Source organism: Labrys sp. ALF-8 (assembly GCF_059699065.1).
The window spans coordinates 353,995-366,890 of sequence record NZ_AP048538.1; the positions used below are offsets into that span (position 1 = coordinate 353,995).

The following is a 12,896-nucleotide window of genomic DNA, read 5'->3' on the forward strand; positions in this document are numbered from 1 at the left end:
TGGCGCGAAAATGGAACCCCCGCTTCGGCGGGGGTTTTGCTTTTGCCGCTTGAACTCTGCCCTCTCGATCTTCGACTCTCCGACATCGATTGCGTTGCCGCCACGAATTCGCTCACGCGTGCTTCATCCAACGCCTGAGCGCCGTTGCCGATCGTCAGCAATCGTTGAGGGCTTTGACGGCTGGAGGAACTGCCTCTCAGGTGGGCAATAGCTGAGGGAGATGAGAATGGTTCATGGGGCGTTGGTAGTGGCAGCCTCCGCATTGAGCCTGATCCCGGTATCGGATCGGCCGGGAGCTCTGAAAGGCTTCCAAAAGTTCGATTTTGGAATGAGCATGGAAAAGGTGAGTTCCTTAGCGGGTGTTGCCCCAAAGCAATATCCCATCGGCGGTGGCTTCGTCGTCATCCATGGCCGTTCTGCTCAGATGTCTGGCAGCACTTTTAATATCAGCTTTCTGTTTAAAAATAATCAGCTTGTTCAAGTCGGGTTGATTCGAGAATTTGCGCCAGCATGGAGCTGCGGCAGCGAATTTGTGAACGAATACAAGGATCTTGTTCGGCTTTATGGTTCTTCGGACAAGCCCTACACTGTCTCAAACCCACCGGTTACCTACAAAGTCGATTTTGATTTTTGGGCCGGAGGAAAAATCGAGCTGAACAACCTGTCGTTAGCGCCGCAGAAGAAATGCCTCGAGTCGATCATTTTTAGGGGGGTCGGAGCCTCGCGGTTCTAGCTCTTGGCTTATTTTATTCTCTCGCGAGCAATTCTCCTGTTTTTCGGCAGCAGAGCTTTCCGCCCTATTGCTTCGATGTCAGGTCGATCACGCTGCCATCATCGGCGATGATAAGTTCTGCGCTCTTCCAGTGTTCTCGGCCCGGCCGGAACGAATCTGGCATGATGCTGTCCTATCCCTCGTCCGATGTGATGCATGCATCGGTAAGGCCGTAGGGCGCGTGCGAGGCGGGACGGTGCGTTGGTGGTGACCGCCTATATCGTAAATCCCGACGGGTGATGCGGTCACGGATGCCGAAGAGCACGTGGATCCATTTCATGACCGGCAGGCACCTTCATTTCGTGGCGGGGGATGTTCTGTATTCCGACGCACCCGAAAGTCCGTGCATAACCAAATTCAGGTAAATTCGGCCGTTGTCGGAAGAGCGCTTAATGATGCTGACTTAGCGAGCGACTCGTAAGCGGTAGCTCATCAAATACAACAACGATTTGTTTCAAAATTTAAACAATTATCGCATTGCCTTTCCGCTGCCGGGCGACTGACTTGGCGCCAGACAGCAGCTCGTTCCCGGTTTCTCGTTTTTCGGACATTCACAAATGAATCGCCTTGGTTGCCACCCCGTTCTGTCCAGCGTCCTTAGACGGAACGGAGGGACTGCGTCAGGCCCGGTTCCGGAGGTGACTTCGTCCAGGCATGCCATCTCCGAGGCATTCGCCTTGCTTCGTCGCAGCGACGTATCGGGAAAAGTCGTGGGTATCGTCGCTCCAGCCCTGAGCGACGACCCTGCCACATGCACCTTCGATAACGCTGTAACTCCGGCTCGACGCGGCCGGACGCCCGTAGGCTGCGAATAATGGCACGGTACGAAGCCCGCCCGATCGGGGACGGCCTATATTGGGCTGTCTACGAGACCGGCGCCAATGAGATCGCAATTGTCGGTGGGCTGGCACTCGAAGGGCTGAGCATGGAGCAGGCAGACGACTTGGCTGGTCTACTCAATGCTATCGAGGCTGTGGATAAATTAGCTCGGTCGACGAGCGATTGGCCCGAACACAACGGTATTCGGTGCACCCGGCCTTACGATATATGCCCCGATGACGACGATATCATGTGGATTGTCCTCGATGTGAGGACAGGTGAGCCGGCGTGCTTCAACGATATCATTTGCACGGGCCTCGCACTGGACGAGGCTGCGAATCTGGCTGAACTGCTCAATCAGTTGGAAACGGAGAAGATCCAGGGTCGCGGTCATTGATATTTCGCCGGCCGGTATGCGGGGACAAGCCAGCATCAATGCGCAGAGAGAATCTAACTCTTGCTCGGAGGATTCTGAGTGTGGCATTGCTGGAGTGGAGACACATCTGAAGTAAATGTAGACGTTGATCCACCAGGATAGCCTGAGTCTCTATTTAACCTCTGATGGGAAAAGTCTAATGTCCGATTTCAACGCTAAAGACGCGGCTCTAGGCAGCATGATCCTGGTCGAGCAGCTCCTGCTGACCCTGGAAAAAGCCAACATTCTTCCCGCCGCCCAGATCGCCGACATCATTCGCGACACCGTGGCGCGGCTAAACACCACCGATCAATCCGGTGCGGGAGCTGCTGTCTCCCATTATTTCCAGCATTGGTTTGCGGAGTAGCCGTTGGCCGTTGGCTCGATGTCGCGAGATAACCAGATCTCCGTGTAGGTTAGTTCGAGCGCCCGGACACGACGTTAGGGGCGACGCGGCGATCGACGTCAAGGGCTAGCGGTGGCCGAGCACGAGCATTCCCTAATGATCACCCAAGACTTACGCACGAAAATGGCGATTGGCGCGGGGGCTGCCTGGGATCTGGGAGGCATCGGTGTCGTGGCCGGAGATCTGGTAACTGAGCTGGAGCTCGTTCTTCTGAAGTGCCTGAGCGACGATCGTGGACGGACAGCCAAGGCGCTTGCGAGGGTTTGCGGGTATAATCAAGACTTGGTGCAATATGCGTTCGTTCGCAATCATGTGCTTCTGCCTCTCAGGAAACGCGGCCTTGTCGATACGATGAGCGAGAGTGGGCCAACGATTTTCGTCATTACTGATGAAGGCCGCGCGGTTGCAGCTGCGGCCGATGATTGCGCTGAGTTTCCGGATTTGCCGTGCAAGGAATGCACACGCGATCCGCACGGCCATGTTAATGTGTCCAAGCCTAGGCTTTTCCAGCTTGCGGCCAACATAGCTAATCGGGAGGACACGATGACGGCAGTAGTTGTGACCCACGCCGTGGGCGATTTCGAGCAGTGGCTCAAAGCTGGTAATCGCGAGCGGCTGTTTCCTAAGTTCTGCTCAAGCTATCGCCTTTTCAAGCATGCCGACGGGAAGAGCGTATCTGTCGTCGCCGAAGGCGTGGACCTCGCCAAGATGCAGGCATTGCTCAGTACGCCGGAAGGGGCTGCAGCGAAGGCGGAGGACACGGTAATCGATCCTATCGAGGTTTATATCGAGGTCGAGGGCGGAAAGTGAGCGACGCTCGCAATCAGCGGCGATAAGGGTTTATCCTCGCGGGCCTGTATTCCTGCTCGCGGGGGCGCCCACTCCCTGATCTTTGCCGACCTCCTAAAGCAAGAAAGCGCCCCCCGGCGGGAGCGGCGGTTCCAGCCTAGGAAGATGGCATCGGGGCGCCAAAGAGACTTTGCATGTCTTGGCGCTCCCGCACTCGATCCCGACGATTCCGTCCGAAAGATGAATGCATCAGGTCATGGCTTGGCGATGCATTCTTTCTTGCGCGGAGTACCGGGGGATCCGCCCGTTATCTTTTTAATCTTGCCGGGTCCGCATGTGCCATCATCGACTAGGGCCGTTGCGCCAGCCCGCAGCGTGCCCTTCGGTGGTTCCTGCTTCAAGATCTGGGACTGGACTAATTTCCCCGCATTTGCGTACGCAAGGCCGACATAGCCAGTATTTGTGATAGCCAGCACTGTAACCAATGCGATCGATGCACGTTTCATGTTGCTTCCCGCTGATGTTCGCCCCCCGTCAAAAGTGCGAAGATAGAAACATGCACGCAAGAGATATTTGGAGCGACGAGGGGCAACAAGGCCTCGATCATCGATGCCGTCACGCTCGTGTCACAATTGCCCCCTGTCACCGTCCTTTAGGTTGGTCGCTGCAATCGAGCGCCCGCCGGGGAACATGGCCAAGTCGCAGCCAGAACTTCTCAGAAGGCGACAGGGCCGAGGAAGAAGTGGATGATCACCTATCTCGCCATTACGGTACCGACAACCAAATCCGAGCGGCGCGGACTTCCTCCAAACAGTGCTTGGCGCTTTGAGGGGAACTTCAAGGCGAAGGAGGCACCGGGTACCGTGATCGGCTGCGCTCTCGGCGAAGCCTTGCGGATGAACGGCGCCAGCGGCGGAAGAGCGGTGCATTCTCGCCTCCTGCAGGTATTTTGAATGACGGGGCTGCTCGTTGTAGACACTCCGCCTGCTTAATCTGAGGGGAGGGGCGGCATGGAACGTTTCACGGGCGGTTGCCTTTGCGGCAATGTCCGAATTGTGGCGTCGGGCCGACCCTACAGGGTCGGTCTCTGCCATTGCATGGACTGCCGCAAGCATCATGGCGCCCTGTTTCACGCGTCCGCGATATTTCCAGAGGATGCGGTGACGATCGACGGCGAAACACGCGGCTATGCTGGGCGCTTCTTTTGTCCCCGCTGCGGGTCGCCCGTCTTCGCACGTACCGCGGACGAGACCGAAGTGAACCTTGGATCGCTGGATGCTCCCGACCAGTTGATGCCGACCTATGAAAGCTGGATCATCCGCCGCGAGTCCTGGTTGCCGCCGTTTCCGCTCGCGAGACGGTACGATCGCGATCGCGACCCTACGAGCCGCCTCGAGGAGTAGTGCGTTTCACATCCGCGCCGGCTCGCTGCGAGCCGCAAGATACGCTCACCGATAATGAGCTGCCCCGGACTACTTTCTCGAGCGCAACGCACTTTGCGCGGATGAGCGGTAGGCCTTTGTCGGATCGAACGGCTGCTCGGCAGGTTCGCGGCGGCATGCTATTCGGGAAGGCCAGCCTTGCGGTAGCCCTCGATGAAATGCTCGAGCGTCGCGCCGTCGCGGAACGGCTCCGTCGCGGCCCAGTGGCGGATGGTGAAATGCGGATTGCCCACGAGGAACAGTTCGACCTCCGAGCGTGCCTCTTCCAGTCGGCCCAACTGGGCGAGGCTTGCCGCCAGGAAGCGGCGTGAGCTCGTACGATAGGTTTCGTCCCTGCGCAGTGTCCCAACCGCGGCTTCATAGTCGCCAGCGGCGTATTGTGCCTGGCCGAGCGCCAGATAGTACCAGCTTGCGGGGAACGGATTGAGGCGAAACGCCCTGCGAATGTGTTCGATACCCTCCTCGACCTGCCCCGCGAGAACCGCTATGTCGGATCGTGCGGCCCAGGCATCAGCCTCGTTCGGATCGAGCTCCGTCGCCCTCGCGAACTCCGCATCAGCCTCGGCGAAGCTGCGGTCATAGGCAAGCAGGTAGGCCAGGACCCAACGGCAGCCTGCATCGGTGGGATCGAGCACCACGGCTTTGCGCGCCAGTGCCAGGGCGGCGCCACGGTCATCCCCGGTGGGGCCGCCCGAGTGAACCCACCCCATCCAGCGGTTCATGGCAAGCCAGCGATAAGGCTCGGCATATTGCGGATCGAGCGAAACTGCGCGCGTGAGCATCAGTTGTGCTTCCCGCGCTGTCTGCGGTGAATCGTCCATCAACTTGCGCGCCTGCACGCAGAGATCGTAAGCCTCGAGGTTCCTGGGACGATTGCGTTGCGGCAGCGCGCGCAGCCTGCCGAGCAACGCCTCCACGATCTTGGCCGTGACTTCGTCCTGTACGGCGAAGATATCCTCCAGGTTGCGATCGAAGCGCTCTGCCCAGAGATGATCGCCACTCGCGGCATCGACCAACTGAGCATTGATGCGTACGCGTCCCGGAGCGCGTCTCGCGCTGCCTTCCAGCACGTAGCGCACGCCGAGATCCCGTCCGATGGCGCGCACGTCGAATGCCATTCCCTTGTAGGCGAAGGTCGAATTGCGTGCGATGACGAACAGGCCCGGGATCCTGGCGAGATCTGTGATCAGGTCTTCGGTCAATCCGTCCGCGAACGAGTCATGCTCGGGATCGTTACCGAGACTGACGAAGGGCAACACGGCTATCGATGGCCTGGCGGGGAGAGGCAGGGGTTCTCGCGTTGCGCTGCCGAGCCGTTCGACGGCGCCGGTGAAGCGGTAGCCGACGCGCGGAACCGTGGCGATCCATTCGCCGCCGTCGGCAGCCGGACCCAGGAGCTTGCGCAGCAGGGCGATCTGTACGGTGAGATTGCCCTCCTCGACGGCAGTACCAGGCCATGCCGCGTCCATCAGCTCGGCTTTGCCGAGGATTTCGCCCGCGCGTCCCGCGAGCGCGGCAAGCAGCTTCAGCCCCCGGTAGCCAACGGCAACGGGGGTGTCGTCCCGCCGAAGCGTTCCCGCACCTGGATCAAGCACGAAAGGCCCAAAGGCAAAGCGCGATTCCTGCATGCGGCAAATCCATAGCAGGCTTCAGGGCGTGCCGTCAGTCGTGGATTGGAGTTTGACGGGAGGCATCCTTGGGAGCGGCAGCGCGGCGATGCGCCTGCCATGCGGCCCATTGCTCGATCTCGTCAATCTGCCATGTCGGCGCGGACACAAAACGCCGGGGTTCATTTGGAAGTTTTGAGAACTATTTGGGAAGGCTTAAGTACCGCGCCGTTCGTGTCCTCCAGAATTCATCCTCTTTCAGGTCGAGGTTTCCTCGGCCTTCGAACCACAAGAGGCTGCCATGAACGATGTCCCCACTCTTGCGCCGGCTTCGCGCCAGGCGCCGCTGCCCAGAGCACGCCGGCGGCTCTACAGCCTGTCGGCCTTGAGAAGCATGGTCGCGACCTGGCGCGAGCGGATACGTTTACGGCGGGAACTCGAGGAAATGTCGAGGACCAATCCCCACATGATCAAGGATATCGGCCTGACGAGTTGGCAGGTCGAGGGGGAGATCGCCAAGCGCTTCTGGCAACCATAGAGTACGTGCTCAAAAGCGAGACCGGCCTCAAGTCGCAAGCTGGGATTATCATCCGCACTGTACCACGTGGGCCAAGCCGCCGATGTGCCAGCCCGACCCATCGGAAGCTATGATGCGGCAGCGCCAATGCTGCCGGCTGGCTGGCGAAACGGACAGGGGGAGCAAACTAACCGTGAGTTGCAGCATACGACCTTGGTGGCGGCAATATCGGCAGGGGTGTTCCAAAATAAAAACGCCGCACCCGTTGGGAAGGTGCGGCGTTCCATTACAAACTACAATAGATCACTTCGATCGGCGTGGGTCGCCGTCAACTACAATTTCGTGCTTACAATCGTTACCGACTGTGAGGGATGACTTGCTTATAACCCCCCATTGCGACGATTTGATTTCAACACCTCAACTCGCCACGAGTAAGTCATTTATAAGACGCGGCGTCTCCTTTTGCAACGAGAAACGATACGGGGCGGATTGAAATTTTCGTGAAGAGGGAAAAAAGCGGGCATGTCCGCGTTATCGCTTCAGGTGCCGATCGACGGCCGCTGAACCTGGCTCTGCAAGGGGCTTGCAGGCGCTAGCCCGCTGGCACGGTTGCAAGGGAGAGTTGATTGCAAAAAAGCAGGAATAGCTTTATATACGAGACATTACGTCTACAATTGATATTTAGCTTATAAGGAGTTGTCCGTGGCCATTGCTCAGCAGACGGCACGCCCCGTCGGAAGACCACGGTGCATGGAAACGCATAAGGCGATCCTGCATGCCGCCGCGGATCTGCTCGAGCACACGCCCTATCGCGATATTTCGGTCGAGCGTATCGCTGCGTCGGCGGGCGTAGGCAAGCAGACGATCTACCGCTGGTATGACAGCAAGGCGGATCTTCTGCTCGACGCATTCCTGACCCGCTACAGCGAGGCGATGCCACCTGTGGTGGTAGGCGGCGAGCCGCTGGTGAATTTCCGGGCTTATCTGCACCGCCTGGCCGCTTATCTGCCGAACCCGGTCATGGAAGGAGCCTACCGTGCGCTGTTTGCCGAGGCCCAGTTCGAACGGGGGTTCCGCCAGCGTTTCAGCGAAATCGTGTTGAAGCGCCGGCAGGATATCGCACGCGCTTTCGTGATTTCGGCGATTCACAAGGGACAGATACGTGACGATGTGGATCCGGATCTGATCGTCGACCTGGTGCTGGGCCCGATCCTGTTCCGCTTCCTTTCCACGATCACCGCACCGGACCAGGCTTATGTCGACAGGGTGATGGATACGGTGCTGGCCGGTGTCGCTGTCCGGGATGTGAAGTAGGGGGCGGGCGTCACCCCCTGCCGTCATGATCCGAAGTGCTTGCTGCGCGTTGCCATGATGGCGGCGACTTCATTGATCGACAGTGGGGCGTAGCCATGGCTGTCGACGCCGACATCCAGGCTGTAGCCGAGCGGTGCGTTGTCGAGATTGCCGTGGACATGGCCGAACAGGTGCCAGGCTCCGCGCCAGGCGCCTGGCCATTCGCGCATCGGATAGTGGCAAAGCACGATGCGCTGGCCATTCCAGGCGATTTCCTTGATGTCCGAGATTGAGCAGAGGCGCCCGGCCACCTCCAGCTTTTCCCGGTCGTCGTGGTTGCCGATAACCAGGTGTATCTGGCCGTTCAGCCGCTCCAGATAGGTCTCGGCCGGCTTCCCCGCTCGAAAGCTGATATCGCCCAGATGGTAGACCACGTCGTTGGGCGCCACCTTGCTGTTCCAGCGTGTGATCAGGGCCTCATCCATTGCCTCCAGGTTGTCGAAGGGACGCTTACACAGGCGGATGATGGATTCATGGCCGAAATGGGTGTCGGCAGTGAGGAAGAGCTTGCTCACGGTCGTTGCCTGGTTGGGAGCTTCTTCGGCCCGTTCGCGTCCTGCCTGCATCGTGAAGCATTGCTTCCAAGGCAGGCAGGACGCGAACGGGCCCGGCAGGGCTTCCGGCTTCCGTCAATCGGGATGGAACGTACCGGCCCCAGGGCCGGTACATCGCTGTCAGCGCTTGAGGTCGGGGGGCGTCGCCTCGTCGACCAGCGCCTTGATCGCCTCGTCCAGCGCAAGAAACTGCTGCTGCTGGGAGCCGAGGCGTCGGATCGAGACGGTCCGCTCCGTCGCTTCCCGCTTGCCGAGGGCGAAGATCACCGGCGTCTTGGTGAGCGAATGCTCGCGCACCTTGTAGTTGATCTTCTCGTTGCGCAGGTCGGCTTCGGCGCGCAAGCCCGCCTTGCGCAGGGCTGCGACTACTTCCTCCGCATATTCGTCGGCCTCGCTGGTGATGGTGCACACCATGACCTGCTCGGGCGCCAGCCAGAGCGGGAAATGCCCGGCATGGTTCTCGATCAGGATACCGAGGAAGCGCTCCATCGAGCCGCAGATGGCACGGTGGATCATCACGGGCGTCTTCTTCTCGCCATCCGAATCGACATAGAAGGCGCCGAAGCGCTCCGGCAGATTGAAGTCGACCTGCGTGGTGCCGCACTGCCAGTCGCGGCCGATGGCATCCTTCAGCGTATATTCGAACTTCGGCCCGTAGAACGCACCTTCGCCGGGGTTGATGCCGGTCTTGATGCGCCCGCCGGACTGCTCCTCGATCTGCTTGAGCACCTGCATCATCACGTCTTCGGCCCGATCCCACAGATCGTCCGAGCCGACCCGCTTCTCCGGCCGCGTCGAGAGCTTGACCACGATCTCGTCGAAGCCGAAGTCGGCATAGGTCGACAGGATGAGATCGTTGATCTTGAGGCACTCGGCCGCCATCTGCTCGTCGGTGCAGAAGATGTGCGCATCGTCCTGCGTGAAGCCGCGCACGCGCATCAGGCCATGCAGGGCGCCCGAGGGCTCGTAGCGGTGCACGGCGCCGAATTCGGCGAGACGCATCGGCAGGTCGCGATAGGACTTGAGCCCGTGCTTGAAGATCTGCAGATGGCCGGGGCAGTTCATCGGCTTGATGGCGAAGATACGGTCGTCATCCGTGTCCTCGCCGGCGGATTTCGCCATGAACATGTTCTCGCGGTACCAGCCCCAATGGCCTGAGATCTCCCACAGATGCTTGTCGAGAAGTTGCGGGGCGTTGACCTCCTTGTAGTCGGCCTTGAGGCGGCGGCGCATATATGCGATCAGTTCCTGAAAGATCGTCCAGCCCTTGCCGTGCCAGAATACCACACCGGGGCCTTCCTCCTGGAAGTGGAAGAGGTCCATCTCGCGGCCGAGGCGGCGATGGTCGCGCTTCTCGGCCTCCTCGATCTGCTTGAGATAGAGGTCGAGTTCCTCCTGGCTGCGCCAGGCGGTGGCGTAGATGCGCGTCAGCATCGGATTGTTGCTGTCGCCGCGCCAATAGGCGCCAGCCACCTTCATCAGCTTGAAGGCGGGTCCGATCTGGCCGGTGGAAGCCATGTGCGGGCCGCGGCAAAGGTCGAACCAGTTGTTCTGATAGTAGATCTTCAGGTCCTGGTCCTCGGGGATGGCGTCGACGAGTTCGACCTTGAAGGCCTCGCCCTTGTCGCGGAACACCTGCCGGGCCTTGTCGCGGCTCCAGATCTCCTTGGTAAAGGGGGCGTTCTTCGCGATGATCTCGCGCATCTTCGCCTCGATCTTCGGGAAATCTTCCGGCGTGAAGGGTTCGTTGCGGAAGAAGTCGTAATAGAAGCCGTTTTCGATGACCGGGCCGATGGTGACCTGCGTGCCGGGCCAGAGTGCCTGCACGGCCTCGGCCATGACATGGGCGGCATCGTGGCGGATCAGCTCCAGCGCCTCGGGGCTTTCACGGGTTACGATCTCGATGCGGGCATCCTTGCCGATCTCGTCGGCGAGATCGGCAAGCACGCCGTCGAGCTTCACGGCGATGGCCTTCTTGGCCAGGGATTTGGAGATGCCCTCGGCAACGGCCTTGCCCGTCACGCCGGGCTCATAGGAACGCAGGTTGCCGTCGGGAAAAGTCAGAACAGGCATAGTCTGTCTCCAGGCTCACTCCTGCCAACCAAGCAGGTAAGCGAATTCACGTTTGTTTATTGGGGATCGCCCGCGTCGCAGACGAAAGGCCGGCGCCGGCCATAGCGCCACGGTCTATACCAGCTTGCATCGGCGGGCAATCGCTCCGGCACGGGATCGAGCCCCGAGCCGCCCCAGGGATGGCAGCGGCAGATGCGAAAAGCCCCCATCCAGCCACCCGCCCAAACGCCGTGCTTCTCGATTGCTTCCTCGGCATACTCCGAGCAACTGGGGAAAAAGCGGCACTGCCGTCCGATCAGCGAGGATAGCGTGACCCGATAGGCAATGATGGCGTAGCGGGCGAGGGTGCGGGGCAGGGTCATGGCGAGGCTTTTCCCCGAACTCCGGGGGGACGGGCCGGCCTTCAGGCCGACCATCTCGGAAATGCAGGGCCCGCTTGGAAAACCGGCCCACCAATCAATCCTCGAGCGCGATCTCGGTTTCGAGGGTCTGCACGATTTCGATCATGCGCTTTGTCTGGTCGAAGGCCATCTGGAGCCTTTCCTCCAGTTCGATCATCTCGTTGAGCGAGGCGACAGAGAATTTGCTGCCGCGCAGGAATTCGCTTCGCTTGAGGGAGATCGAGCGATCGGCCCATATCGATTTGTAGGCGAGCACCAGTTCGTCCGGATAGCCCTTGAACAGCGCGTGGAGATCCCTGTCGCTCTCGATGCGGCTGGTGAGTTCGAACTTCTTGCCGCCGATCAGGCCGGACTTGGCAGTGCGCCGCAGTATCAATTTCAACATCGGCGCCTCCCATCGTTCCGCAACCGTGATGCTCAATTCCCCGAAATGCCGGCAAGTTCAAGGCCGCAACGAAAATTTTCCGCCATTTTTTCCGAATGAAGACCTGGCACGGAGCGCTGCCTATTCTGCGGCAGCCTTCTTGGCCTCGATGCTGTCGAGCGCGGAGACCACCGCGTCGAAGGTGAGCAGGGTCGAGGCGTGCCGCGCCTTGAAGTCGCGCACCGGCTCCAGCACTGAAGCCTCGGCGAAGCGGCCCTGCGGAGGCGGGCCGTTCTCCTTCAACATGCGTCGCATCGTCTCACGCGCTTCACGCAGTTCTGCGCTGCTCGCACCTATGATATTGCGCGCCATGATGGAGGACGAGGCCTGTCCGAGGGCGCAGGCCTTCACGACATGGGCGAAGTCGGAAACCGTGTCGCCGTCGACGGTAAGCTCCACCGACACGGTGGAGCCGCAAAGCTTGGAATGCGCCGTAGCGGCCGCGTCCGGATGTGGCAGATGGCCGATACGCGGAATATTCGCTGCCAATTCGAGAATACGTTTATTATAGACGTCGTCGAGCATGGGGAGCCGCTTGGTTGTGGGCGCGTAGCTCACGACTATATAAGCATGGAATGCGTGTTGGGGAGAGGTACTCTTCGATCCAGCACGAAATGATGGCTTTGTGACTGCCGGGCGCGTCGTCCGGTGGCTGGAGTGGATGAATGGATGCGCTCGTAGACAAGCACGCGGCCCGGCCAGAACGGGAAGGCGTTCATCGCAAACCCGCGCACCGCCCCTCGCGCGAGGACGCGGAGGCGGCCGTGCGCACCCTGATCCAGTGGGCGGGAGACGATCCGGAACGCGAGGGCCTTCTCGACACGCCGCGCCGCGTGGCCAAGGCTTGGCGCGAGATGTTCGCCGGCTACGACCAGGATGTCGCCGAGGAACTCGACACTATCTTCGAGGAGGTGGGCGGCTACCAGGACATGGTGCTGGTGCGCGACATTCCCTTCTTCTCGCATTGCGAGCACCACGTGCTGCCGATCCTCGGCCATGCCCACATCGCCTACTACCCGAGCGGAGGCGTGGTGGGGTTGTCCAAGCTTGCCCGAGTGGTGGATATCCATGCCCGGCGCCTGCAGACCCAGGAACATCTCACTGCAGGGGTGACGCAGGCGATCGAGGAGCACCTCAAGCCACGCGGCCTGGCCGTCTTGATGGAGGCCGAGCATATGTGCATGGCCATGCGCGGTATCCAGAAACAGGGCGTCTCCACGGTGACCACCGGCTTCACCGGCGTCTTCAAGGACGACCCGCAGGAGCAGATGCGCTTTCTCACCCTGGTTCGCCAGCCCTTCAAGGCGCGCTGAGGCCGGCGTGC

The 12,896-nt window shown here is 60.3% G+C and carries 16 protein-coding genes; 9 read left to right on the plus strand and 7 right to left on the minus strand.

The window, feature by feature from the left end; genetic code table 11:
- Window positions 1-226 precede the first annotated feature (226 nt).
- From AC6H34_RS21465 to AC6H34_RS21480, 4 genes are all read left to right on the plus strand, one after another.
- Window positions 227-733: a hypothetical protein gene (locus AC6H34_RS21465; RefSeq protein WP_497540148.1), complete on the plus strand. Its 507-nt coding sequence runs from the start codon at window positions 227-229 to the stop codon at window positions 731-733.
- Between the two features lie 853 nt (window positions 734-1,586).
- Window positions 1,587-1,988: a hypothetical protein gene (locus tag AC6H34_RS21470; protein WP_497540149.1), complete on the plus strand. Its 402-nt coding sequence runs from the start codon at window positions 1,587-1,589 to the stop codon at window positions 1,986-1,988.
- A 178-nt stretch (window positions 1,989-2,166) separates the two neighbouring features.
- The gene (locus tag AC6H34_RS21475; protein ID WP_448146990.1) at window positions 2,167-2,373 is read left to right on the plus strand and encodes a hypothetical protein; all 207 of its coding nucleotides are present in this window, start codon (window positions 2,167-2,169) and stop codon (window positions 2,371-2,373) included.
- Window positions 2,374-2,508: 135 nt separating this feature from the next.
- Complete coding sequence (locus AC6H34_RS21480; RefSeq protein ID WP_497540150.1) at window positions 2,509-3,222, plus strand: hypothetical protein; 714 nt, start codon at window positions 2,509-2,511, stop codon at window positions 3,220-3,222.
- A 233-nt stretch (window positions 3,223-3,455) separates the two neighbouring features.
- Here the strand turns inward: AC6H34_RS21480 and AC6H34_RS21485 are convergent, their stop codons facing one another.
- Window positions 3,456-3,707 (minus strand): DUF6719 family protein, encoded by a 252-nt coding sequence (locus AC6H34_RS21485; protein WP_448146993.1) that lies wholly within the window; start codon window positions 3,705-3,707, stop codon window positions 3,456-3,458.
- A gap of 240 nt (window positions 3,708-3,947) precedes the next feature.
- On the opposite strand from AC6H34_RS21485, the gene AC6H34_RS21490 reads away from it, so the two are divergent.
- Window positions 3,948-4,154 carry a hypothetical protein gene (locus tag AC6H34_RS21490; protein WP_497540151.1) on the plus strand — a complete coding sequence of 69 codons (207 nt, stop codon included), beginning with the start codon at window positions 3,948-3,950 and terminating at the stop codon, window positions 4,152-4,154.
- Between the two features lie 57 nt (window positions 4,155-4,211).
- A complete protein-coding gene (locus tag AC6H34_RS21495) occupies window positions 4,212-4,604 on the plus strand; it encodes a GFA family protein (protein ID WP_497540152.1) in 393 nt (130 codons plus the stop codon).
- A gap of 158 nt (window positions 4,605-4,762) precedes the next feature.
- Here the strand turns inward: AC6H34_RS21495 and AC6H34_RS21500 are convergent, their stop codons facing one another.
- On the minus strand, window positions 4,763-6,271 hold the full coding sequence (locus AC6H34_RS21500) for a winged helix-turn-helix domain-containing tetratricopeptide repeat protein (RefSeq protein WP_497540153.1): 1,509 nt from the start codon (window positions 6,269-6,271) through the stop codon (window positions 4,763-4,765).
- A 280-nt stretch (window positions 6,272-6,551) separates the two neighbouring features.
- Here AC6H34_RS21500 and AC6H34_RS21505 point away from each other — a divergent pair, with 280 nt between their 5' ends.
- Together AC6H34_RS21505 and AC6H34_RS21510 are read left to right on the plus strand one after the other, a co-directional pair.
- A complete protein-coding gene (locus AC6H34_RS21505) occupies window positions 6,552-6,788 on the plus strand; it encodes a DUF1127 domain-containing protein (protein WP_497540154.1) in 237 nt (78 codons plus the stop codon).
- Window positions 6,789-7,517: 729 nt separating this feature from the next.
- Window positions 7,518-8,081 (plus strand): TetR/AcrR family transcriptional regulator, encoded by a 564-nt coding sequence (locus tag AC6H34_RS21510; RefSeq protein ID WP_448146997.1) that lies wholly within the window; start codon window positions 7,518-7,520, stop codon window positions 8,079-8,081.
- A gap of 23 nt (window positions 8,082-8,104) precedes the next feature.
- On the opposite strand, the gene AC6H34_RS21515 is transcribed toward AC6H34_RS21510, so the two are convergent.
- From AC6H34_RS21515 to AC6H34_RS21535, 5 genes are all read right to left on the minus strand, one after another.
- Window positions 8,105-8,635, minus strand: coding sequence for a metallophosphoesterase family protein (locus AC6H34_RS21515; protein ID WP_497540155.1), 531 nt, complete (start codon window positions 8,633-8,635; stop codon window positions 8,105-8,107).
- Between the two features lie 159 nt (window positions 8,636-8,794).
- On the minus strand, window positions 8,795-10,747 hold the full coding sequence (thrS, locus tag AC6H34_RS21520; RefSeq protein WP_497540156.1) for a threonine--tRNA ligase: 1,953 nt from the start codon (window positions 10,745-10,747) through the stop codon (window positions 8,795-8,797).
- Between the two features lie 56 nt (window positions 10,748-10,803).
- The gene (gene yidD / locus AC6H34_RS21525; protein WP_448147000.1) at window positions 10,804-11,109 is read right to left on the minus strand and encodes a membrane protein insertion efficiency factor YidD; all 306 of its coding nucleotides are present in this window, start codon (window positions 11,107-11,109) and stop codon (window positions 10,804-10,806) included.
- Between the two features lie 94 nt (window positions 11,110-11,203).
- A complete protein-coding gene (locus AC6H34_RS21530) occupies window positions 11,204-11,533 on the minus strand; it encodes a hypothetical protein (RefSeq protein ID WP_448147001.1) in 330 nt (109 codons plus the stop codon).
- A 120-nt stretch (window positions 11,534-11,653) separates the two neighbouring features.
- The gene (locus AC6H34_RS21535; protein WP_448147002.1) at window positions 11,654-12,097 is read right to left on the minus strand and encodes an iron-sulfur cluster assembly scaffold protein; all 444 of its coding nucleotides are present in this window, start codon (window positions 12,095-12,097) and stop codon (window positions 11,654-11,656) included.
- Window positions 12,098-12,237: 140 nt separating this feature from the next.
- Here AC6H34_RS21535 and folE point away from each other — a divergent pair, with 140 nt between their 5' ends.
- Window positions 12,238-12,885: a GTP cyclohydrolase I FolE gene (gene folE, locus AC6H34_RS21540; protein WP_497540157.1), complete on the plus strand. Its 648-nt coding sequence runs from the start codon at window positions 12,238-12,240 to the stop codon at window positions 12,883-12,885.
- Window positions 12,886-12,896: the final 11 nt, after the last annotated feature.